Here is a 21785-nt window from a genome sequence, read left to right as displayed (position 1 = left end):
TTAAGATTGTATGATTTTGAGAATTTGATCTTTTTCAGAAAAATAAACTATCCCGATGAATAGTAATAATAACGGTATTCCCACAAAATAATTTCCCGGGAATACATAAAATGAGATCGCGGCAATTAAGACTGAAAGTGATATATAACCGGCAATTTTTTTAATGTCGTAAGGCACTGGGTAGTATTTCTTTCCGAGGAAATAGGAAACCAGCATCATACTGCCGTAAGCGAAAAGTGTAGCCCAGGCAGCAGCGATAAAACCAAGCACCGGGATCAGGGCGAGGTTAAGAACAATGGTGATAATAGCCCCGAGAATGGAAATATACATTCCTGTTCTGGTCCTGTCGGTTAGTTTATACCATACAGATAGGTTATGATAAATCCCTAGGAACAGATTGGCCAGCAAAATGATTGGAACTATGCTTATGGCCATCCAGTATTCAGGATCACGAATTACCAGTGCTTTGAAAAAATCGATAAAACAAACCAGCACAAGAAAAATAAGGCTTCCTGAAATCACGAAATATTTCAATATATCGGCATAGGTTTCCTTTGCGTTGTCCTTATCTGCATGATTAAAGAAAAAAGGCTCTGCCCCCATTTTAAAAGCCTGAACAAAAATGGTCATAAAAACCGCCAGTTTATAACAACCCGAATAGGCACCCATAATCTCATCTGAGATCATGTCCTTAATAAGCAACTTGTCCAGGTTTTCGTTGATCACGAAGGCGATACCGGCCACCATAATAGGCCAGCCGTATTTCCACATCTGTTTGAAAACAGCGGTATCGAAACTGATCTTTGTTCTGAAAAAATAAGGTAGAAGCAAGAGAAAGGTCACCGCACTTGCAGCAAGGTTGGCAATGAAAATATAGCCTACAATATCCTTAGGACCGTAATTATCTAAAACCCATTGTGGGGCGTATTGAGGATAATCCCTTACGAACCATAAGAAATAAAGGTTCAGGATGACCACGACAAGAATATTCAGGACTTTGATACCTGCAAACTTTAAAGGTCTGCCTGTGGCCCTTAAATAAGCAAATGGAACTACCACCAGCGTGTCCAGGACCAGCACGCTAAAAAGCAACCTGAAATAAAAAGGATCCAGATCCATTAAGGCAATTAGTTCTTCCTGGAAAATAAATACCCCAGTAGCGAATAATACCGTGGTAACCGTGAGCGCTATAAATACCGTAGAAAAAACACTGGAACTTTCTTTAGAACGGCTAAAAAACCTGAAAAAAGAGGTTTCCATCCCATAGGTAAGCAACACATTAAAAAATGCCGCCCAGACATAGAAAACAGTATTAACAGAATATTCCTCTGCCGGTAAGACATCGGTATGCAACGGCACCAGGACAAAATTCATCAGTCTCGGGAATACCGTTGCAAAACCGTAAATAAGAGTGTCTTGAAAAAATCTTTTTAAAGTACTCAACAGGAGCGGGTTGGTTTACTACAAATATCTGAATAAATCAGGATTATAAAAGCTTTAGCCTTTATTCCTTTTCCACAATCCCTGTTAGCTTATAATATTTGATTTTATCGTCCTGAGTAAAAACCAGTATCGCCTCATCTTCATCTATAGAAAAAGGACTCTCTTCTGGTAATTGCGGTGGTTTATTGCCATACTCTTTCGCAGGATCGGCATCCATGACCATATCTCCTGTCCCCATGCGGAAATTAGCCACATAAAGATTAGGCTGGTCATCGCTTTTTTCAAGTACAGACTTCATCCCGTGAAAATATACGGCATCCAGACTCACCAATTCATCCTGGATAGAAACTACCGGAATATTCAATTCAATACCATTGGAGTTGTAGGTATAATAAACCTTGTTGAACTGAGCAGGCGCTCTTTCCTGAAGGTCTTTATTGCTCCCACAGGAGGCAAATAGCACTACCATTAAGACTCCGGCCATAAAGAATAATATTTTAGTCATAACTACAGATTTTAGAAGTTGAAGTTATTAAAACAAAACACGTACCAAATAAAAAAAGCCCTCTAAATTGAGGGCTTTCTTTATTCATTTAGTCATCCTGAAATAAATTCAGCATGACGTAGTAAATTATCCGTTCAATGCTTCGGCACCACCAACGATCTCAAGGATCTCATTGGTAATAGAAGCCTGTCTTGCTTTGTTATAAGAAAGTTTAAGATCATCTCTAAGCTCTTTCGCGTTGTCTGTTGCCTTATGCATCGCAGTCATACGTGCACCATGCTCAGAAGCAAAAGAGTCTCTTAGAGCCTTGAATATTTGCATTTTCAAAGACTTAGGGATAAGATCCTTAACGATCTCCAATTTAGAAGGTTCAAAGATATAATCCAGTTGCTTCCCGCTATCGCTGTCAAATTTTTCAATAGGCAGGAACTGCTCGTCTATCACGTACTGGGTTCCCGCATTCTTGAACTGGTTATAAACGATATCGATCCTGTCGAATTTACCGTCAAGGAATACCTGCATCAATTCTTCTGCGATCTCAGAAACATTATCGAAAGTAAGTTCATCAAAAATGCCATTGTTATTTTTATAAATATCAAAGGTCTTTTTAAGAATGTCATTACCCTTCTTACCAATGGTGTAAACTTCAACGTCTTTCCCCTGGTATTGTTCCTGGATCTTAACTTTTACCTTCTTGATGATATTGGTATTAAAAGCTCCGGCTAAACCTTTGTTAGAAGAAATAGCAACGATCAAAACCTTTTTTACCTCACGCTCTTCAGCAAATTTACTGCCGGCGTCATCATCCAGAGTAGCACTTAAATCCTGTAGCAACTGGGTCAGCTTTTCAGCATAAGGTCTCATAGATGTGATCGCATCCTGAGCCTTGCTCAATTTTGCAGCCGATACCATTTTCATGGCACTGGTGATCTGCATCGTTGAGGAAACTGAAGTGATCCTACTACGTAATTCTTTTAAGTTTGCCATTTTTATTTAGTATTGAGTATTGAGCAATTAGTTGTTAATCGCTCAATACCTTTATAATTTTCAATTTAAATACTGCAACCCGAGATCTAAGACCTCAAATCTTTGTACTCAATACTAGCTTCTGTATTTAGATGAAAGTTCTTTAGCAGCCTGAGTTAAAGTATCAATTACTTCATCAGTTAATTTTCCTGCTTTTAGAGTATCAAGAACGTCTCTGTGCTTAGCATCAAGATATTCAATATAATCTCTTTCAAACTCTCTTACTTTTTCTACTGGTACATCTCTTAACAGGTTCTTAGAACCAGCATAGATGATCGCGATCTGGTTTTCTACTGGGTAAGGATCGTTTTGTCCCTGCTTAAGGATCTCCACGTTACGCTTACCTTTCTCGATCACGTTCATAGTTGCAGCATCAAGGTCTGAACCAAACTTAGCGAATGCTTCAAGTTCACGATACTGTGCCTGGTCAAGTTTTAAAGTACCAGCTACCTTCTTCATAGACTTGATCTGTGCAGAACCACCCACACGAGATACAGAGATACCCACGTCAATTGCAGGACGCACCCCTGAGTTAAATAAGTCTGATGTTAAGAAGATCTGTCCATCTGTAATCGAAATTACGTTTGTTGGAATATATGCTGAAACGTCTCCCGCCTGAGTCTCGATAATTGGAAGGGCAGTAAGTGACCCACCACCTTTTACCTTATCCTTAAGAACATCTGGAAGGTCGTTCATTTGTTTTGCAATATCATCATCATTGATCACCTTCGCAGAACGCTCTAGAAGTCTTGAGTGAAGGAAGAATACATCCCCAGGATATGCCTCACGTCCTGGTGGGCGACGAAGTAATAGGGAAACCTCACGATAAGCAACCGCCTGCTTAGAAAGATCATCATAAACGATCAATGCAGGACGACCTGTATCTCTAAAATACTCGCCGATCGCTGCACCTGCGAAAGGAGCATAAACCTGCATTGGAGCAGGATCTGATGCGTTTGCAGCTACGATCGTAGTATAAGCTAAAGCTCCCTTGTCTTCAAGAACCTTAGCGATCCCTGCTACAGTAGAGGCCTTTTGCCCAATAGCTACATATATACAATATACCGGTTCACCGGCATCGTAAAATTCTTTCTGGTTAAGGATGGTATCGATACAAACAGTAGTTTTACCAGTTTGACGGTCACCAATTACAAGCTCACGCTGTCCTCTTCCTACCGGTACCATCGCATCGATAGACTTAATACCAGTTTGTAACGGCTCGGTTACAGGCTGACGGTAGATTACCCCAGGAGCTTTACGCTCAAGCGGCATCTCATAAGTCTCACCTTCAATTGGTCCTTTCCCATCAATAGGGTTCCCTAGAGTATCAACCACACGGCCAACAATTCCTTCACCTACTTTGATAGAAGCGATACGCTGAGTTCTTTTTACTGTAGAACCTTCTTTGATCTCCTTTGCAGGACCTAAAAGTACTACCCCAACGTTGTCTTCTTCAAGGTTAAGAACAATCCCTTCCAGACCGCTTTCAAACTGTACTAATTCTCCATACTGAGCATTAGCCAATCCATAAACGTTAGCAATACCGTCACCTACGGTTAGAACGGTACCTACTTCATCTAAAGAGGCCTTGGATTCAAAACCTGATAATTGTTGTTTTAATATTGCTGATACTTCAGCAGGATTTACTTCTGCCATAATTATTCAAGATAAAATGGTGCGCCAGAGGCGTACCGGTTTTAATTAAATTTTTGAAACGTATGTATTGTTTTTCAATTCTCTTTTAAGCCTGCTCAGGTTACGGGAGATACTTGCATCATATTGCAAATCTCCAACCCTCAACACAAAACCACCAATGATGCTTTCATCAACGATGCTTTTGAGACTGGCTTCAGAACCTGTTAATTCCTTAACCTTGGCAAGGATAACAGCTTCAAGTTCTTTATCTAAAGGTACTGCAGTGGTAACTACCGCCTGCTGTACATTATTCATTTCGTTATACTGAATGAAATATTGTCTGGCTACAATATGAAGAATGTTGATCCTTCCGTTTTCCAGCAATATATCTATCGCACCTTTGGTCACGGCATTAAGATCCTTGAAAATTTCAAGCAAGGCGCTCTTCTTAATACTGTCTTTTACTACAGGACTGGTAAGCATATTCTCAAGATCCTTACTGTTGTGCACAGTCTTGGAGATCGTGATCATATCCTTATTTACAGCTTCCGCCGAATTCTTATCCTTTGCTAAAGAAAGGATCGCCTTTGCATATCGTTGTGCGGCTCTGGTTCCTCTCATAACTTAGTTTAGCTTAGCATCACCGATCATCTTCTCGATCATCTGGTGTTGTTCATTTTTTCCTGAAAGTTCTTTACGAACAATCTTTTCAGCGATCTCAACTGAAAGTTCGGCTACGTGATTTTTCAATTCAGCCATAGCAGATTGCTTTTCAAGCTCAATGCTTCTTTTAGCGTCTGCAACAATTTTATCAGCTTTTACTTTAGCTTCTTCTGAAGCATCTGCAATCACTTTTTCTTTTAACTCACGGGCTTCTCTAAGGATAGCATCTCTTTCAGCACGAGCTTCTTTCATTAATTGCTCGTTGTCTGATCTAAGATTCTGCATTTCCTTACGTGCATTTTCAGCTGAAGCCAACGCATCGTTAATAGATTGTTCCCTGTTTCTTATCGAGCTAAGAATAGGTTTCCAGGCGAACTTCGCCATAAGGAAAAGCAATACTAAAAAAACAACGGTTTGCCAGAAGAACAAGCCAATTTCGGGAGTTATTAAATCCATAGTTTTAAATAATAATAGTTAAAAACATCATTTAAAGAAGTCCTTTCGCAACCAACCGTTGCGAAAGGGACTCTTTGAATTAATTATCTTAATACACCTAGTAAAGAGGCAACCACTCCAAAAAGAGCAACACCCTCTACAAGTGCAGCAGCGATAATCATAGCTGTCTGGATCTTTCCAGAAGCTTCTGGCTGACGTGCGATAGCATCCATGGCAGAACCACCGATTTTACCTACACCTACTCCGGCTCCAAGAACCGCTAGTCCAGCTCCTAAAGCTGCAAGACCTACATACAATAATTCCATAGTTGAAAAAATTAAAAATTAAAATTAATGATGTTCATGTTCCTCAACTGCCATCCCGATAAACAGGGCAGACAGAATCGTAAAAATAAACGCTTGAAGGAATGCTACTAACAATTCCAGTACTGTTATAAATAAGGCAAACGGAACCGAAACTCCGGCAATACCTGCATTTTCTAATATGAATATCAACCCGATCAAACTCAGGATGATAATGTGTCCTGCTGTAATGTTCGCAAATAAACGAATCATTAGTGCAGCAGGCTTAATAAGCAAACCTAAACCTTCAACAACCGCAAGTATAGGCTTAACCCATGTTGGGATCCCCGGCATCCAGAAAGTATGCTTATAAAAATCTTTGTTACCGTTGAAGATCATGATCAACATGGTAAATAATCCAAGAGAAACTGTTACCGCTATATTTCCGGTTACGTTAGCCGCTCCAGGAAGTAATCCCATTAAGTTGGTGATCCAGATAAAGAAGAATACCGTTAAAAGGAAAGGCATGAATTTCATGTACTTTTTCTCCCCGATCTGTGGTATTGCGATATCATCTCTTACAAATAACACTAAAGTTTCAAGAGCGTTATTAAATCCTTTTGGCGCATGCTTGTTCTTCTTGTGGTGTCTCGCAAGACTAGTGAAAAATAAAAGCATTAAGATCACCGTAAGGAACATTGCAGCAACGTTCTTGGTTATAGAAAGATCCCATGGCTTGGAAGCGTTTACAGGATGATGATCTGCATCAAACTCAACAGCCTCTGCCCCAGCATCCAGCTTATAAATATCTTCATGAAGATTTACGAAACGCATTCCATCTTTCTCCACAACGTGGTGTCCTTCAGTATCATGATGAAATTCGCTAGACATGAATGTAACCAGCCCGTTATCTGTGTAAAGAATCACAGGTAAAGGCAGGGTCACAGAGCTATCTCCCTCTCCAAAAAAGTGCCATCCGTGAGCATCACCAATATGGTGCATGATCATCTCGGTCGCGTTAAACTGTTCTTCAGCCTCCTGAAGTGACTTATGCTCCTGCTCGTGCTCCTGAGCGAAGGTAAACAAAGGGAAAATGGCAAATGCTAATGTAAAGTACAAGCTAATCACTAAAGATTTCTGTGCTGTCATAGTACCTGTTCTACTTAAAAATTATGGGCTCTAAATTTCCGTGCAAAGGTATACTTTTAATTTTTATCTGAAAGTCCGGCGAATAATTTTTTAGCAGTTTCGGCAATTTTAACGATTTTACTGAATTACAGTCAGTTATTTAGTATTGATAAGCTTTACCGCGTAAATAGTTTCAAAAATCAGAAATAAAAAATAAGGGATAAAAAAAGCAACTATATCCTGAAATGGATTAGGAGTATCATTCAACATCACCGGCAAGAGAAACAGCACAGCGGCCAGCATCTTTAAAAGACTACAGGCCATAAAGGCGAATCCCGTCTTGTCACTGAAGGTCTTATGCACGAAAACCAGAAAAAGAAAGATCAAGAATGTCGCTAGAAAATGGAAAGCATAGATTGCCAGTGTAGAATAGTATAATTCGATCTTGAAAACATAATTGACCAGCGCGAACTGAATGAAAAATAAAATTATCGAAAAGGGTAAAAATAATTTCAGAAAGGAAATAAGTCTTGCTTGCATTTATTCGTCTTCATTTAGGTTTTTAACCGCCCGGAAAACCTGGTATAATGCTATAAAAACTCCCAGAAGGGATAGAGAAATAGTATAAGCGGAATATTTATTGGGAAACTTCCCATCGAGCCAGATGCCGGCAAAAACTCCTGCCGCTATTATTATGCCCATCTGGAGGGCGATATTTACAAAGGCGAGATATTTATTAGGCCGATCGTTTTTCATTTTCCTTTTTAAGAGGCTTTACTCCCCCATTCATTTCACAGGTAGCATTGAAAATTGCTCCAGGCTCTACCGCCAGTTTCCCTGCAATTACTTCACCTTCTAAATTTGCAGGACTTCTAAGCGTTAGCACTCCTTTTACCAGAAGCTTGCCTTTGAATCTGCCTTCTATATCGGCATTATCACACTCTAGGGTACCATTGATCAAACCTCCTTCACTAATTACAACCTTTCCTGGCGTTTTCAAACTACCTTCCAGAGTTCCTTCTATCCTGAAACAACCTTTTCCAGAGATCTCACCTGTGATAAGCGTACCGGCGGCTATTCTATTTTGTTCGTTCTGATTACTAGCTGGCTTGGTCTTTTTGGATTCTGAAAACATGATAGGGCGGTTTTAGTAATTGTCCAGATAACTTCTTAAAGTTTTCTTAATTTGTACAATTCTATAATTTTCCGCCGACATGACAAAAGCCTGCCTGTCTATTTTATAGTTTTTATTTTCTTTCAGTAACTCCTGAAAGCCAAGAGATCTAGATTTTTCGCTTAATCCATGAACAACAACAAAAGTCTGGTCAATATCATAAACATCGATCGAAACTGAAAATTTATTGTAGTCTAATTCTGACAAAGCTTTTTCGATGGTTTTCTTCAGTTTCTCTGCTTCTTCCTCTGCAGGATTATCTAAAGGAAAAATAAGTTTATAGCTGGTAGGTATGCTGTCATTACTAAACTCAAGTCCCTTTAATTCGGGTATCGAAGTATTAAGAATATTCTGAGCTTTTCTACCTTCTGTGGTTTGCGGATAGGTAACCGCGACATAGTTTAAAGCCTTTTCATAAGCATCAACTCCCATTAGCCTGGCAGCTGCACGGGCCTTCAGTAATTCAAATTTTGGAACTATAGGATCTCCTGTAAAACGTGAGACATATTCATTTGCCTCATCAATAACCTCCTGGTATTGCTGGTCTTCATATTTTCTGAAGAGGGCATTATAAAGCAGGTCCGGACTATTCTCATCCCTCTGAATACTTTGTGGGTCTCTTATAAAAGCGGCATATCTCGAATCTGAATAGTTTTGAAGAATGTCATTTCTCAACCTTTCCTGATCTGCAAGCCTGCCCTGTGCTCCGTAAATATTATAAAGGTTATATTTTGCCGGAAGGATCAATCGCTCCTGTGGATCGTTTTCTAGCAGGAACTCCAGTTTCTCTGCAGCCAGTTCGTATTCCTTGTAATTTTCATTATAAATAACCCCTAGTTGAAAATAGGCCAGGTTTCTCTGGGTAGCCAGGCTATCCAGCACAGACTGTTCACCGGGTATCTGGCTTACATAGGTCATGGGGTCATATAAAGGATCGTTATCCAGGTTAATGTCCATAAGCCTTTCCTGGGCATTCACCGAGCTTTGATTCATAGCTGTAGAACCCCATCTCCAGTTATCTTTTAACTCCCTGGTTCCCCATACGCGAAGGAATTCCTGGGCTCCTCTTGATACCCGCAATGGGTTATAAAAATAGAAAGCATTTCCTTCACCTGCCGGAGGTACGCTGGCCGAAGAAAAATTATTTTGAGGTCCTATACTCGCTGTGTAAACAGGTAATTCACCGGCTTCCATCTCCCGAACCGCTTTTTCTCTTAAATCATCTGTATATCTGGTGAAAATTGCAATTCTCTCTTCTTCAGACAATCCGGCTAATCTTAAAATACTATCGGTTTCTTCAGCGATCTTCTCATACTTGATAACATCATCGAGATTGGTCCTTTTCTTTTTTATACTTCTATATTCCAGTAAATCTGGAGACATATTAATAAGCGTACTATCATAATATTTTCCTGCATCCTGGTAATTTGCCCTGTCGAAATTTATATTGGCAAGGATCTCATAATTCACAGATTTAAGATAGACATCACTGGATCTAGACCTCAGGGACTTATTATAATACTCCATGGCCTTATCTGTAGAATCCAGTTTGGTGTAGTATTCTCCCAGCTGGAAATATATCTTATCCAGGTATGGCCTGTTCTCCCGGTCTTCTTCAAGCTGGGTTAAAATATCCAGTAAAAATTCCTCGTCTCCCTTACCGAAATCGAAATTTCTGGCTTTTTCCACAAAAGCATTCACGTAGTAGATCCTTGGTGACTTACGGTGAAGTTCTATGACCTCATCAAAAGCTGCATTTGCTTCCGCTGTTTCTCCCAGGCGATCATGAAGCTGTCCCAGAATAAAGTAAAATCTTCCTTTTTCAGCGTTGATCTTCGTGAATTCAGCTGCATTTTGAATGGGAACTACAGCCGAATCTATTTGATTGAGATTTATATAAGCCTGAGCAAGACTGGAGCTTGCATCTGCTATGTCCTGATCTTCCAGATTATCTGAATCCAGTATCTTCTTAAGGTTTTTAATAGCTAATTTCTCATTCCCAATTCTAACATTGGTCTTTTCGCGCCAGATACGCGCATGGTTTATATTATTACTGGCGGGATAGCGGTAAAGTATATAATTGAAGGCATCTAAAGCAGGAATGAATCGCTGATCAAAATACCTTGCTTTTCCTAGCAGAAGGTAAGCTTCATCCATTTCTGGATTGCGTTCTTTCCCACCAATCTGCATGGAATGTTTCTGAATTGCCTTTACAGCCTTTTCCTCTGCCCTTCCAAAATTCTGATTTCTAACGCTGTCTGGTAGTAAGATCTTGTCATCCACATCCAGCCTTTCAACCGGAAGAATATCCCAGTAATTATCGGCATAGTTTTGATTAATCTCTTCTCTACCCTGCTCAAAAGCCATCTCGCCATTGAATAGCGTATTGTATTCGGCAGTAATGGCGTGGTAATTCCTGTTGATAAAAGTGTCTTTCTTTCGGGAACAGCTAAAGATGGCTGCCGAAAGCACTAGAAAAAGAGTAAAACGGGTAAACGTATTCAAAATGAACCTTTTGTGGTATCATGAATAACTTTGATACAGCTGGTTTAGTATGTAAAAGTAAACTTCTTTTTCCAAAGTCCAATAAGTAGGATGTACTAGCTTTCGGCAATTTCAGCGGAAAAGTATTGCTCCAGTTCGTTTAGAGTAGCTTCTGAAGTTTCCATGTCACGCACAATCACCCCTTTATCCAGGACCACGATGCGCTCGCAAACCTCGGTAACATGAATAAGATCATGACTGGAGATCAAAACGGTAGTTCCCGAGATCTGTGAAAGTTCCTTCAATAATTTCTTTAGCCTTATCTGGGTAGTTGGATCAAGGTTCGCAAATGGCTCATCAAGAATGACCACTTCAGGATCGCCGATCAAAGCAGCTACTATCCCCACTTTTTTCTGGTTTCCTTTGGAAAGATCCCTCAGATACTTTTTGCGGCCAATGATCTCTCCATTGAAGAAATCTTCAAACTGTGTTAGAAAGCTATCGATATCTGCCTTATTTCGGTTTCTAAGCTCGCCAATGAAGTAAAAATACTCTTCAGGAGTAAGATATCCAATAAGAAAACTTTCATCGATAAAGGAAGAAGTAAAAGGTTTCCAGTCCTCGCTTTCGCTCACGGTGATGTCTTTATTGAAAATATTCCCCGTGGTAGGCTGAATTAGATCCAAAAGCAGACTGAAAAAGGTAGTCTTGCCAGCGCCGTTGTTTCCTACCAGGCCAAAGTTCTGTCCTGAAGGGATGTCCAAATGTTCTATATCCAGCACTTTCGTGCCATTATACATTTTTGAAAGATTGGTTGCTGTAATCATAAAAATAAAGTTTTAGTCTCCTTTTTGTTTGAATCCCTGAATCATCACGTATTTCCTGCTGCGATACCTTTGTGTTAAAAAGCTTAGCAGGTTTGGCCTTAAAATAAGTCCTATAATTCCCAGTACCGCTAGTATTACGATCGCTGCTTCGTAATTAATGTATTTGTTGGTGATCCAGAAAAGAAATATCGGGATTAAGATAAGCGGTAAACCTACCAGCCATTGTGAAGCACCAGTACCCTGGTAATTCATGAACGGACTTTTATCCAGATCTATACGTTTTTTATTGAATGAACCGGCATATAAAAGGATAGGAATGTTTACTCCCATATTGTAAAGAGCACAGGCCAGGTTCAGAAATAAGATATTCCAACCGAAGTATACATAAGGCGTGGATAATATAGCAAGAGCAAGCACACTAAAAGTGATCAAGCCCATTTTGGAGGCCAGGTACTGCCGCATTGGGATATTCTGAGCCATGATCATTTGATAGTAAGAAGCATCCCAGGACGGTACGAACTGCCCGAAATTGATCATAAAAATCCCAGTTATGAAAATTCCCGCAAAAACGAAAAATGTTGGCATTTCCTGGTATGTGTCATTCGGATAAAAGATAAGTCCGTAAGCGAGGAAAATGAAAGATAAATAGATCGTAGTCTTCGGTCTTTTATTCCTCCAGATAAGCTTGAGATCCTGCTGAAGAAAAGGAGCCAGACTTCCAAACCTTTTGGTCCAGCCGAATTCCTTAGTGCTGGCGGCTTTATTTTTTCCTTTAAGATCTGCATCCAGGTAAAACTTATCTCTGAGATTCTGAAAATTCCACCAGAACAAAGCAATTAGTATCAATACGGGAATAATAGCCAGGTAAGGATTCAGCACGAGGTAATCCAGTAAAGTTCCAAAATAGGCCGTGATATCAAATATCCCTAGGTAATCCAGTAACGCGATAATAACTCCTGCACCTACAATAGGAATAAGTGCCTTGAGATTTTCTGTGAACCTTTTCTTGATGATAAAATTCAGGAAATTCATGCACAAAGTGATCGCATACATGGCGATGATCCAGCCCGTCATTCCAGCAGTGCTGTAATCGTCCTTGAACATGCAAAACAAACCAAACGGAACTATCAGTAATAATGGAAGAAAATTATAGAACGAATAGAGCGACTTGAAAAGCACAAAATTCACAACTTTCTTCTTCTTTACCGGCAAGACCATTAATGGTTTTATATCCATTACCGGCAGGGTTTGCAACATAAACCTGAATATAAGTTCAAAAGTAAAATATGCCAGGACGAAGCTGTTCGCCACCTTTAATGGATCCTGTTCCGGGTAAAATTTATGTATCAAAGGAAATAAGGAGATCCCGAAGAGAAGGAACATTGCCGAAAAATATAAGGCCAAAAATGCCATAAGGATCTTTAGTCCCAAACTCTTTCCAAAACTGGCAGATCTCAGGAAAGATTTCCATTCCAACCAGGCAAATTTTTTGAACATAAACACCGTATTTGATTAATTGGTATTGAAATTTAAACTTTTGTTACATTTCTAAAACCGTCATACTTTGTATTTTTGCGCACAAATAAAAAATAATGAGCAAGTTCTATCCGCTAAAAATAAAGGAAATAATTCGCGAAACATCACAGGCGGTAAGTTTATCTTTTGAGATCCCTGAAAACCTTAAAGAGGAATTTAACTTTTCTGCAGGACAGTATATAACCATAAGAACCAAGGTAGATGGCGAGGAGATTCGCCGGGCTTACTCCCTTTGTTCCGCACCAAATTCAGATGAATTCAAGGTAACGGTTAAGGAGGTAGAAGGCGGTAGATTTTCAGTAATCGCCAATAACAAACTTGTAGCCGGCGATGTTCTGGAGGTACACCCACCAGAAGGAAAGTTCATTTTTGAACCCGGTGAAAAAAGACAGAATTACGCGGCTTTTGCTGCCGGAAGCGGGATAACTCCTGTACTTTCAATCATAAAATCTGTGCTTAGAGATGAAGCCCATAGTAAGTTCGTGCTTACTTACGGTAATAAATCTATAGACGATACCATCTTCTTTAAAGAGCTTCTTGAGCTTCAGGCTGAATTTCCACATAGACTTTTCGTGGAGTTCATTTACAGCAGAACGAGGGAAGATAATGCTCATTTTGGAAGAATAGAGACCAGTACGGTTAACTATATCGTGAAGAACAAGTTCAAGGACCACCCTTTCGATAAATTCTATTTGTGTGGTCCCGAAGAAATGATCAACCACGTTACGGATGTATTGCTTAATAATGGTGTGAAAAAGGAACAGATCCTGTTCGAACTTTTCACCACGACAGATGAGGAGAAAGAAATCCAGGGTGATACAGATGGCGCAACTGCGGTAACGATCACGGTAGATGATGAGGAATTTACTTTTTCTATGGATAGAAAATCGGTAGTACTTGACGTTGCTCTTGAAAACGACATCGATGTTCCTTATTCCTGCCAGGGCGGTATTTGCAGTAGTTGTATGGCCAGGATCACTGAAGGTAAAGCTGAGATGAGCAAAAACCAGATCTTAACAGATGAAGAGATCGAAGAAGGTTTTGTTCTAACCTGCCAGGCGCATCCAACCACTCCTACCCTAAAGGTAGACTTTGATGATGTTTAAATAAAAAAATCCTGAAGCTTTGATAATAGCCCAAAGCTTCAGGATTCCTTTTTTCTTCAATAAGAACTTGTAAAATAGTTCAAACCGGTTTTAGATGGTGGTAAATTATAGGTTTTCCAGAACCTTTTGAACAACTTTTTCTGGCGGAATGCTGCGCATCACATCTTCATAACCATCCGGAACCTTATTTCCATAAACCGAAGTCGGTATCTTAGGATATTTTTCCAGGTCGGGAAGTATACAGTTCTCTATGGGCTGATTAAACGCCTTGAAACCTACAAAAGGATGGGTAACTCCCCAGATACTTATTACCGGGATTCCAAATATAGCCGCCAGGTGCGCGTTTCCACTATCCATAGAAAGCATGGCGTCAAGATTGGAAATAAGACTTAATTCTTCAGCAAAACTAAGTTTGCCCACGACACTTATGCAATTATCGAATTTTTGCTCCCATTCTTCCAATTGTTCTCTTTCTGACTCTCCGCCACCAAACATAATTAGTTTGATATTTCCTTTAGAAGAAAGATCAGAGATCACTTCTTCCATCAGGTCCGTCGGGTAACATTTGGAATCATGCTGGGCGAAAGGTGCAATTCCAAGCCATTTTTTTGATTGCTTCCCAATAAGGTCATAGACCTTAGGTAACAATTCCCGTCTTTGAGGCGGGGTATATTCTGAAAGGTCTATTGGGAAACCAAGGTCTGCAAACACATCTGCATACCTTTGATGGGTGGATTTTAACTGGCGAAAGCCTTTCTTATTACTAGCCAACGCATTCTTTTCTGAACGTCCTTTATCGATCTGTTTAAAAGGTATTCCGTAGAAATAAAACAGGGATCTCAAGACATTTGTTCTAAGCACATCATGAAGATCTGCCACCGCATCTATTTCCTCTTCCCTTAGCTCTCTGGCCAGTGTCCCTAATCCCAGAACACCATCATGCACGCCCTTAAGATCTGCTTCATAGATCCTAACATTAGGCAAATGACTAAAAAGTGGAGCAAAGAATTGCCTGGTAAGTACGGTGATGGTAAGCTCCGGATATTTCTTTACCAGTACGCTGAGAACAGGAACGATCATGGCAATATCGCCCATTGCAGAAAAGCGAATTACCAGGATATGTGTGCTCTTTCCTTTATTTGCAGACAAGGAATTGCGGTCTTGGTCCATAAAATTACTTATTGCCTCGTAGAACCGGGTTTAACTCATCATCATTATACATCTTCATTTGCTTGTAAACCTTCATATATTTCTCGCCATTGGCGATATCTTCAAGCAACTGATTAATGGCTGTAGAAAGGTCTACTCTTTGCTCTAAAAGTACATCCAGCTTTGCTTTACATTTCATTTGATGCTCCTGTGAAGCGTCTTCACGGTTCGCTTCTTCATTCATATGATAGATCTTCAAAGCAAGAATTGAAAGTCTGTCTATGGCCCATGCCGGGCTTTCAGAATTTATGGTAGCATCTGTATTTGGCTGTACATCCTTATATTTTTCCAAAAAGTAGCTGTCTATGTATTCAACAGTATCTGTACGGTCCTGGTTAGAAGCGTCGATCTTCCTTTTTAATTCCAGAGCTTCAACCGGATCTATATTCTGATCCCTGATGATATCTTCATAATGCCATTGCACGGTATCTATCCAACATTTTCTGTAAAGAAGGTGTTCTATCAGGTTTTGTTCAGCATCATAAGGATTTTTGAATTCCTGGTCTACGCTGTCTATTTCGTGATATTTCTTGATTACTTCTCTAAAAATCGTGTTGGCCTTATCTGAAAACATATTGTATAATTTCTTCTGGTTCTATTTTAATTCCAAGCGGCTTTAATCCATAATAAAAGCCTTTGCAAAGATATTATTTTTAAAAAGAGTAAGGCTTAAGGCAAGCTTAAACATTCGGTTCTAAACAAAAAAAGCCACAATGAACGGCACCAATAAAAGTGTCACGAGAATGATCTCCTTGAAGATCTTATCTTTTTTATCATCAAAATAATTTGAAGCGATTATGCTTAATGGAACAAAAAAGAAGATAAGCTCACTCCCGTTCTTGGTAGGCGAAAATATCGCTACCGCCACCGAGGTCGCCAGGCTGAAAAGGATCATACTCAGTACCGGTCTTCTGGTAATACTGGCTTTTTGAATCGCTGCGAAATACTGGAAAAGGGTCCAGATGAGCAATCCCAGGAAAATACTCAAAGGAATCAGCATTTTAAGATCACCATACTTCGAAAAGTCCAGATTAATTGGTTGGTACCAGTCGGCAAACAGGTAAAACTCATCATAGGCCAGTAAATGGAAGCAAATAGTGAGCGATGCCACGGCAAAAAAGGCAACAAAAGGTATTAACCAGTTCTTGAATGAAGAAGCGAAATTTAGAATCGCGAAAAACACCAAAGCAAGAAATAACACCGACCAGAAATGATAAAGCGTGGCAATACATATCCAGAAAGTAGCGTCAAATATCTTTTTCTGAACAGAAATATATGATTTCAGGCTAATAATTCGTCTTAACCCAAACAGCACACATAAGTTGGAAATAATGATGGATTCATTACGTAAAAGGTTGAAAAAGGATATCGAGAATATCGCGAAAAGCAACGTTTTATAAGCACTCCGCTTGGTTAGCTCATTCTTTTTAGCAATAAAGTTGAGTACCAGAAGGCTCAAAACCAGTAGAAGTAGTACTCCTATTTTTTCAAAAAATTCCAGCCAGTCAAAACCGTTGTCCCAATCAGTAAAACTAGCACCTATGTAGAAAAGACTCATCAACAGAATGATGACGGCAAGGTTAAAAGGTTTGGATTTGCTAAAAAAGCTTGTTAGCATTAGGGTTTTTTATATTTTTGTACTCACAAATAAAGTTCAGACAATGAAAGATTTTTTTGAGGCGATACAGTGGTTTTTTGAAAATATACTTTTTTATCCTCTTGATGCTTTAAGAGCACTTGAGTTAGATTCATGGTTTCTAGCGAATATCCTTAACTGGGGCTTCATGCTTATTGGTTTTGTTGCTTTCCTTTACTGGATGAAGCAATTAAAGAAATTCAACGATAGAAACGAGGAAAACAGAGAATCTACTTCTCACTCTTTCCTAGGTTAGATCGAAACCTATATCTTTTCTAAAATACATCTTATCAAATTGCAGCATGCCTGCACTTTGGTAAGATTTTTTTAGTGCCTGTTTGTAATCTTCTCCAAAGGAAGTTAAAGCGATCACACGCCCTCCACTAGTTAATATCTTCCCTTCTTCATTCCTTGTTCCAGCATGGAAAACGATCGAATCTTCGATTTGGTCTAATCCACTAATTTCTTTTCCTTTTTGATAAGATTCCGGATATCCTCCTGAAACCAGCATCACTGTAGTAGCAGATCTTTCGTCGATCTCCAGATCTATTTTATCAAGCTCTCCGCTCCAGGTCTTTTCCAGTAATTCTACCAGGTCTGTTTTTATTCTTGGAAGCACAACCTCTGTTTCAGGATCACCCATTCTCACATTATATTCGATCACATAAGGCTCATTATTTACTTTAATAAGCCCAATGAATACAAATCCCTTATAATCTATTTCTTCCTCCTGAAGGCCATTAACAGTAGGTTTTACAATGCGATCTTCGATTTTTTGCATCAGGGTATCATCAGCAAAAGGAACCGGGGAAACAGCTCCCATCCCACCGGTATTCAATCCTGTATCTCCTTCACCGATCCTTTTATAATCTTTCGCCGTTGGCAGGATCTTGTAGTTTTTACCATCTGTAAGCACAAACACACTTAATTCTATACCGTCCAGAAATTCTTCGATCACCACTTTTTCGCTGGCAGCACCAAATTTTCCAGACAACATATTCTCAAGCTCCTTTTTGGCCTCATCAAGGTCATCTATGATCAAAACACCTTTCCCTGCGGCAAGTCCATCTGCTTTTAAAACATATGGCGGCTTCAGGGTTTCTAAAAAGTTCTTTCCGGCATCCAGGCTTTCAAAACTGAAACTTTCATAAGCTGCAGTAGGTATTTTATGCATTGCCATGAATTCTTTCGCTCTTTCCTTACTTCCTTCAAGTAAAGCTCCGCGGCTTGATGGCCCAATGATCTGTATATCCTTAAGCCTTTCATCTTTGGCGAAGAAATCTACGATTCCCTTAACCAAAGGATCTTCCGGTCCAACCACGATCATATCTATATCCTTTTCTATGGCAGTATTGGCCACCGCAGCAAAATCTATAGGATTAAGCTGAAGGTTTTCAGCGATCTGCGCTGTACCCGCATTACCCGGAGCAACATAGAGTTTACTGCATTTATTGCTTTGCGAAATCTTATAGGCAAAAGTATGTTCACGGCCACCAGAGCCAAGGATAAGAATATTCATTAGTTGTGGTTTTAAATATTGCTTCAAAAATAATTGTTTGTAAATTGAAGCACGAATAAAATCGTTAAAAAAGCTTCTCTGCCCTTGGATTGGTTTAAACTTTCGTTGCAACTAAATAAATTCCCGATCAAAAGGGCGCAAAGTACCCTGGAAAAGATTCAGAATATTCCAGAGGAACACTATGCCGAATTCCAGAGAAAACGGCGCAATGCCATCATCGATTATCATATACAGCATAATAATTTCTATCGTGAATTTTTCAACTGGGAAGGTTTCGATGACTGGAAACATGTGCCCATCATGAAAAAAGCAGATCTTCAGCATCCTTTAAAAGAAAGGCTGAGTTCTACTTATAATACCAAAACGGCCTATATTGGGAAGACTTCTGGCAGCAGCGGGCATCCATTTATTTTCGCCAAGAACAGGTTTGCACATGCGCTTAGCTGGGCAGGTTTTCAGGACAGGTACAGCTGGTACGACATAGACCTCAATAAGTCTCTACAAGCCCGTTTTTATGGCATTCCGCTGGATTTTTACGGGAATATTCAGGAGAGACTTAAAGACAGAATAAGCCTTAGACGCCGTTTCAATATTTTCGACCTCAGCGAGCAGAAAATGGAGATCTTCCTGGAACGCTTTAAAAAATCAGATTTTAATTATTTGAACGGATATACCAGCGCCATCGTCCTTTTTGCACGGTTTCTGAAAGATAAAGGCATTGTTCTAAAAGAACTCTGTCCCAGCCTCAATATTTGTATAGTTACTTCTGAAAGGCTTTTTGAAAAGGACAAACAACTTATTGAAGCTGCCTTGGGGGTGCCGGTAATTAATGAATACGGTGCCAGCGAGGTAGGCCTGATCGCCTTTGAGGACGCCGAAAATCACTGGATCGTTAACTCTGAAGACCTTTATATCGAGATCCTGGACGAAAATGACAATATTCTGCCCTATGGGGAAGAGGGTCGTGTAGTGATCACCTCGCTTTATAATAAAGCGCATCCCATGATTCGCTATGATATTGGGGATATTGGTTCTCTTTCTAAAAAAAGTACGCTTAAAAAGCCTATTCTTGAAAAGCTTATAGGTAGAACCAATGATATCGCCAGGCTTCCCGATGGGAAAGTAGTACCGGGGCTAACGTTTTACTACGTTACCAAAACCATAATTGAAGACAACGGGAATATCAAAGAGTTCGTAATCATTCAGACTGAAATTGATGAATTCCAGATCGAATATGTCAGCGAGCATGAGCTTACCTCAGATCAAAAAAGCAAAATTCTGGATGCCGTAGGCATTTACGTGGGAGAGAATTTAAAGATAGGTTTCGAAAGAAAAGATATTCTTAAGCGAAGCCAAAGCGGGAAATTAAAACAATTTACTTCTCAGTTGCAATAATCTTGGTTTGCCTGGACTTCACAAAAAACTGTTCGTTTAAAAACACCAGCATTTTAGAAAGGCTGCTGAAATAGCTGTATCCAAGGACTTCGTGGTAGATCCTGAAATTGTACTTCAGCATCTCTAGTTTATTTCTTGAAATCGAATTTTTACGCACACGGTAAATGGCCAGCGATTCCTCTATTCCTGTCATGGGACCACCTTTCTCGATCACTTTCAGCCATAAAGCCCAGTCCTGTCTTTTAGAAATTTCAGGACAATAGATCTTCCCGATCTTTTGTGCATCGTAAATTCCGGTAAGGTTACCCACATAATTAGCCTTCAATAATTTCTCATAGGAAAGTCTCGGCAGGGCTTCGATCTTTTTATGCAATGGGTCGCCATTTTCCGAAATGAGTTCATAGCTGGAAAAACATGCTGCGATTCTTTCCTCCTGAAGGATTTTCACTTGCCTATAAAGCTTCCAGGGCTTCCATTGGTCATCTGCATCCAGAAAAGCTATAAGATCTCCCTGAGCGGCTTTAATTCCTTTATTACGGCTATGATGGGTTCCCAGGTTAGAATCATTTCCCAAGAGTTTAATCCTCTTATCTTTTTCAGAAAATCCCTTTACTATTTCTTTCGTCTTATCTGAAGAAGCATCATCGATCACCAGAAGTTCCCAGTTTGGATATGTTTGAGCTATGACCGACTGGATGGAATCAGCAATAAAGGCCTCGGCATTGTAGGCGGGCATGATGACTGAAACCATTCTGTTAAGCTCCATGACTATCTCCTGATGTGTTCTGAAAAGTCTTTATGTTCTCTTTTCTGTAATTCTTCCTGGCTAAGACTTTTGAAATAGTCGTAAGTGATCTTCATTCCCTCTGCCCTGCTCACTTTTGGTTCCCAGCCAAGGATCTCCCTGGCCCTGGTGATATCGGGCTTTCTCTGTAACGGATCGTCTTGCGGAAGTTCCTTATAAACGATTCTTTGATCTGTACCCGTAAGCTTGATGATCTCATCTGCGAAATCAAGAATGCTTATTTCATTGGGGTTACCAATATTTACCGGTTCAGAATAATCACTTAAAAGCAGCCTGTAGATACCTTCTACCTGGTCGTCTACATAACAGAAAGACCTGGTCTGTGAACCGTCCCCGAAAACCGTTAGGTCTTCTCCTCTCAATGCCTGACCAATAAAAGCGGGAATTACACGACCGTCATTCAGCCTCATTCTGGGGCCATAAGTGTTGAATATCCTGGCGATCCTGGTCTCTAAACCGTGAAATCTATGATAGGCCATGGTAATTGATTCCTGGAAACGCTTGGCTTCATCGTATACTCCGCGTGGGCCTATGGCGTTTACATTGCCGTAATATTCTTCATTTTGAGGATGAACCAGGGGATCTCCATACACTTCAGAAGTAGATGCAATAAGGATTCTGGCATTCTTCTCCTTCGCCAGTCCCAAGCAATGCATAGTCCCAACAGACCCCACCTTCAGTGTTTGAATAGGGATCTTAAGATAATCTATAGGGCTGGCCGGGGAAGCAAAATGCAGTATATAATCCAGGTCACCGGCAACATGCACGAACTTAGTAATATCGTGATGATGAAATTCAAAATTCTTGTTTTTCATCAAATGCTCGATGTTCCTGAGATCTCCGGTAATAAGATTATCCATCCCAATTACTTCGAAACCCTCTTTGATAAATCGGTCGCAAAGGTGAGAACCTAAAAATCCGGCTGCACCGGTGATCAATATTCTTTTAGCCATAATT

The 21785-nt window shown here is 39.9% G+C and carries 23 protein-coding genes; 3 read left to right on the top strand and 20 right to left on the bottom strand.

All coding sequences use genetic code 11. The features are described from left to right. The 14 genes from C8P64_RS05270 to C8P64_RS05205 all read right to left on the bottom strand — a co-directional run bounded on the left by C8P64_RS05270 (position 1) and on the right by C8P64_RS05205 (position 13119). Positions 1–1443 carry an oligosaccharide flippase family protein gene (locus tag C8P64_RS05270; RefSeq protein ID WP_108170973.1) on the bottom strand — a complete coding sequence of 481 codons (1443 nt, stop codon included), beginning with the start codon at positions 1441–1443 and terminating at the stop codon, positions 1–3. Between the two features lie 61 nt (positions 1444–1504). Beyond that, a complete protein-coding gene (locus C8P64_RS05265) occupies positions 1505–1948 on the bottom strand; it encodes a hypothetical protein (RefSeq protein WP_108170972.1) in 444 nt (147 codons plus the stop codon). Positions 1949–2074: 126 nt separating this feature from the next. After that, positions 2075–2935, bottom strand: coding sequence for an ATP synthase F1 subunit gamma (atpG, locus tag C8P64_RS05260; protein WP_108170971.1), 861 nt, complete (start codon positions 2933–2935; stop codon positions 2075–2077). Between the two features lie 114 nt (positions 2936–3049). Beyond that, on the bottom strand, positions 3050–4630 hold the full coding sequence (atpA, locus tag C8P64_RS05255) for a F0F1 ATP synthase subunit alpha (RefSeq protein WP_108170970.1): 1581 nt from the start codon (positions 4628–4630) through the stop codon (positions 3050–3052). A gap of 45 nt (positions 4631–4675) precedes the next feature. Then, entirely contained in the window at positions 4676–5230 is a 555-nt protein-coding gene (atpH, locus tag C8P64_RS05250) for an ATP synthase F1 subunit delta (RefSeq protein WP_108170969.1), read from the bottom strand. A gap of 3 nt (positions 5231–5233) precedes the next feature. Beyond that, positions 5234–5728, bottom strand: a complete 495-nt coding sequence (locus C8P64_RS05245) for a F0F1 ATP synthase subunit B (RefSeq protein ID WP_108170968.1) — start codon at positions 5726–5728, stop codon at positions 5234–5236. Positions 5729–5811: 83 nt separating this feature from the next. Then, on the bottom strand, positions 5812–6033 hold the full coding sequence (gene atpE / locus C8P64_RS05240) for an ATP synthase F0 subunit C (RefSeq protein WP_011711113.1): 222 nt from the start codon (positions 6031–6033) through the stop codon (positions 5812–5814). A gap of 24 nt (positions 6034–6057) precedes the next feature. Beyond that, complete coding sequence (atpB, locus tag C8P64_RS05235) at positions 6058–7158, bottom strand: F0F1 ATP synthase subunit A (protein ID WP_108170967.1); 1101 nt, start codon at positions 7156–7158, stop codon at positions 6058–6060. A gap of 135 nt (positions 7159–7293) precedes the next feature. Further along, complete coding sequence (locus tag C8P64_RS05230) at positions 7294–7677, bottom strand: hypothetical protein (protein WP_108170966.1); 384 nt, start codon at positions 7675–7677, stop codon at positions 7294–7296. Continuing rightward, the gene (locus tag C8P64_RS05225; protein ID WP_108170965.1) at positions 7678–7893 is read right to left on the bottom strand and encodes an AtpZ/AtpI family protein; all 216 of its coding nucleotides are present in this window, start codon (positions 7891–7893) and stop codon (positions 7678–7680) included. Beyond that, positions 7874–8272 carry a bactofilin family protein gene (locus tag C8P64_RS05220; protein ID WP_108170964.1) on the bottom strand — a complete coding sequence of 133 codons (399 nt, stop codon included), beginning with the start codon at positions 8270–8272 and terminating at the stop codon, positions 7874–7876. Before C8P64_RS05220 ends, C8P64_RS05225 begins: the two co-directional genes overlap by 20 nt. A 12-nt stretch (positions 8273–8284) precedes the next feature. Beyond that, entirely contained in the window at positions 8285–10816 is a 2532-nt protein-coding gene (porW, locus tag C8P64_RS05215; RefSeq protein WP_108170963.1) for a type IX secretion system periplasmic lipoprotein PorW/SprE, read from the bottom strand. A gap of 95 nt (positions 10817–10911) precedes the next feature. Continuing rightward, entirely contained in the window at positions 10912–11622 is a 711-nt protein-coding gene (locus C8P64_RS05210; protein WP_108170962.1) for an ABC transporter ATP-binding protein, read from the bottom strand. Positions 11623–11634: 12 nt separating this feature from the next. Then, on the bottom strand, positions 11635–13119 hold the full coding sequence (locus C8P64_RS05205) for a DUF5687 family protein (RefSeq protein ID WP_108170961.1): 1485 nt from the start codon (positions 13117–13119) through the stop codon (positions 11635–11637). 95 nt (positions 13120–13214) lie between these two features. Here C8P64_RS05205 and C8P64_RS05200 point away from each other — a divergent pair, with 95 nt between their 5' ends. Next, positions 13215–14264: a ferredoxin--NADP reductase gene (locus tag C8P64_RS05200; RefSeq protein WP_108170960.1), complete on the top strand. Its 1050-nt coding sequence runs from the start codon at positions 13215–13217 to the stop codon at positions 14262–14264. 105 nt (positions 14265–14369) lie between these two features. Here C8P64_RS05200 and C8P64_RS05195 read toward each other — a convergent pair whose 3' ends face one another. The 3 genes from C8P64_RS05195 to C8P64_RS05185 all read right to left on the bottom strand — a co-directional run bounded on the left by C8P64_RS05195 (position 14370) and on the right by C8P64_RS05185 (position 17091). Further along, a complete protein-coding gene (locus tag C8P64_RS05195; RefSeq protein WP_245889659.1) occupies positions 14370–15434 on the bottom strand; it encodes a glycosyltransferase family 9 protein in 1065 nt (354 codons plus the stop codon). A gap of 4 nt (positions 15435–15438) precedes the next feature. Next, the gene (locus C8P64_RS05190; protein ID WP_108170959.1) at positions 15439–16047 is read right to left on the bottom strand and encodes a DUF4254 domain-containing protein; all 609 of its coding nucleotides are present in this window, start codon (positions 16045–16047) and stop codon (positions 15439–15441) included. 120 nt (positions 16048–16167) lie between these two features. Next, positions 16168–17091, bottom strand: a complete 924-nt coding sequence (locus C8P64_RS05185) for a DUF6427 family protein (protein ID WP_108170958.1) — start codon at positions 17089–17091, stop codon at positions 16168–16170. 43 nt (positions 17092–17134) lie between these two features. Here C8P64_RS05185 and C8P64_RS05180 point away from each other — a divergent pair, with 43 nt between their 5' ends. Further along, on the top strand, positions 17135–17365 hold the full coding sequence (locus C8P64_RS05180; RefSeq protein ID WP_108170957.1) for a DUF6341 family protein: 231 nt from the start codon (positions 17135–17137) through the stop codon (positions 17363–17365). Here C8P64_RS05180 and purD read toward each other — a convergent pair. Next, positions 17357–18628 (bottom strand): phosphoribosylamine--glycine ligase, encoded by a 1272-nt coding sequence (gene purD / locus C8P64_RS05175; RefSeq protein ID WP_108170956.1) that lies wholly within the window; start codon positions 18626–18628, stop codon positions 17357–17359. The genes C8P64_RS05180 and purD overlap by 9 nt on opposite strands. Before the next feature lie 84 nt (positions 18629–18712). Between purD and C8P64_RS05170 the strand changes: the two genes are divergently transcribed. Beyond that, positions 18713–20023, top strand: coding sequence for a phenylacetate--CoA ligase family protein (locus C8P64_RS05170; RefSeq protein WP_108170955.1), 1311 nt, complete (start codon positions 18713–18715; stop codon positions 20021–20023). Here the strand turns inward: C8P64_RS05170 and C8P64_RS05165 are convergent. Both C8P64_RS05165 and C8P64_RS05160 read right to left on the bottom strand, forming a co-directional pair. After that, positions 20004–20789 (bottom strand): glycosyltransferase family 2 protein, encoded by a 786-nt coding sequence (locus tag C8P64_RS05165; protein ID WP_108170954.1) that lies wholly within the window; start codon positions 20787–20789, stop codon positions 20004–20006. The genes C8P64_RS05170 and C8P64_RS05165 overlap by 20 nt on opposite strands. A 2-nt stretch (positions 20790–20791) precedes the next feature. Continuing rightward, the gene (locus tag C8P64_RS05160) at positions 20792–21781 is read right to left on the bottom strand and encodes a UDP-glucuronic acid decarboxylase family protein (RefSeq protein ID WP_108170953.1); all 990 of its coding nucleotides are present in this window, start codon (positions 21779–21781) and stop codon (positions 20792–20794) included. Positions 21782–21785: the final 4 nt, after the last annotated feature.

This window comes from Christiangramia gaetbulicola, from assembly GCF_003054225.1.
GTDB classification, from domain to species: domain Bacteria; phylum Bacteroidota; class Bacteroidia; order Flavobacteriales; family Flavobacteriaceae; genus Christiangramia; species Christiangramia gaetbulicola.
This window is presented reverse-complemented; position numbering and strand designations above follow the sequence as displayed.

Bases quoted from the DNA above. Each gene is read 5' to 3' on its own strand.
- C8P64_RS05185 (WP_108170958.1), bottom strand. From the start codon at position 17,091: ATGCTAACAAGCTTTTTTAGCAAATCCAAACCTTTTAACCTTGCCGTC.
- C8P64_RS05205 (WP_108170961.1), bottom strand. From the start codon at position 13,119: ATGTTCAAAAAATTTGCCTGGTTGGAATGGAAATCTTTCCTGAGATCT.
- C8P64_RS05160 (WP_108170953.1), bottom strand. From the start codon at position 21,781: ATGGCTAAAAGAATATTGATCACCGGTGCAGCCGGATTTTTAGGTTCT.
- C8P64_RS05230 (WP_108170966.1), bottom strand. From the start codon at position 7,677: ATGCAAGCAAGACTTATTTCCTTTCTGAAATTATTTTTACCCTTTTCG.
- atpH (WP_108170969.1), bottom strand. From the start codon at position 5,230: ATGAGAGGAACCAGAGCCGCACAACGATATGCAAAGGCGATCCTTTCT.
- C8P64_RS05225 (WP_108170965.1), bottom strand. From the start codon at position 7,893: ATGAAAAACGATCGGCCTAATAAATATCTCGCCTTTGTAAATATCGCC.
- C8P64_RS05200 (WP_108170960.1), top strand. From the start codon at position 13,215: ATGAGCAAGTTCTATCCGCTAAAAATAAAGGAAATAATTCGCGAAACA.
- C8P64_RS05220 (WP_108170964.1), bottom strand. From the start codon at position 8,272: ATGTTTTCAGAATCCAAAAAGACCAAGCCAGCTAGTAATCAGAACGAA.
- purD (WP_108170956.1), bottom strand. From the start codon at position 18,628: ATGAATATTCTTATCCTTGGCTCTGGTGGCCGTGAACATACTTTTGCC.
- atpA (WP_108170970.1), bottom strand. From the start codon at position 4,630: ATGGCAGAAGTAAATCCTGCTGAAGTATCAGCAATATTAAAACAACAA.
- atpB (WP_108170967.1), bottom strand. From the start codon at position 7,158: ATGACAGCACAGAAATCTTTAGTGATTAGCTTGTACTTTACATTAGCA.
- C8P64_RS05265 (WP_108170972.1), bottom strand. From the start codon at position 1,948: ATGACTAAAATATTATTCTTTATGGCCGGAGTCTTAATGGTAGTGCTA.
- C8P64_RS05165 (WP_108170954.1), bottom strand. From the start codon at position 20,789: ATGGAGCTTAACAGAATGGTTTCAGTCATCATGCCCGCCTACAATGCC.
- atpE (WP_011711113.1), bottom strand. From the start codon at position 6,033: ATGGAATTATTGTATGTAGGTCTTGCAGCTTTAGGAGCTGGACTAGCG.
- C8P64_RS05190 (WP_108170959.1), bottom strand. From the start codon at position 16,047: ATGTTTTCAGATAAGGCCAACACGATTTTTAGAGAAGTAATCAAGAAA.
- C8P64_RS05210 (WP_108170962.1), bottom strand. From the start codon at position 11,622: ATGATTACAGCAACCAATCTTTCAAAAATGTATAATGGCACGAAAGTG.
- C8P64_RS05245 (WP_108170968.1), bottom strand. From the start codon at position 5,728: ATGGATTTAATAACTCCCGAAATTGGCTTGTTCTTCTGGCAAACCGTT.
- C8P64_RS05195 (WP_245889659.1), bottom strand. From the start codon at position 15,434: ATGGACCAAGACCGCAATTCCTTGTCTGCAAATAAAGGAAAGAGCACA.
- atpG (WP_108170971.1), bottom strand. From the start codon at position 2,935: ATGGCAAACTTAAAAGAATTACGTAGTAGGATCACTTCAGTTTCCTCA.
- C8P64_RS05180 (WP_108170957.1), top strand. From the start codon at position 17,135: ATGAAAGATTTTTTTGAGGCGATACAGTGGTTTTTTGAAAATATACTT.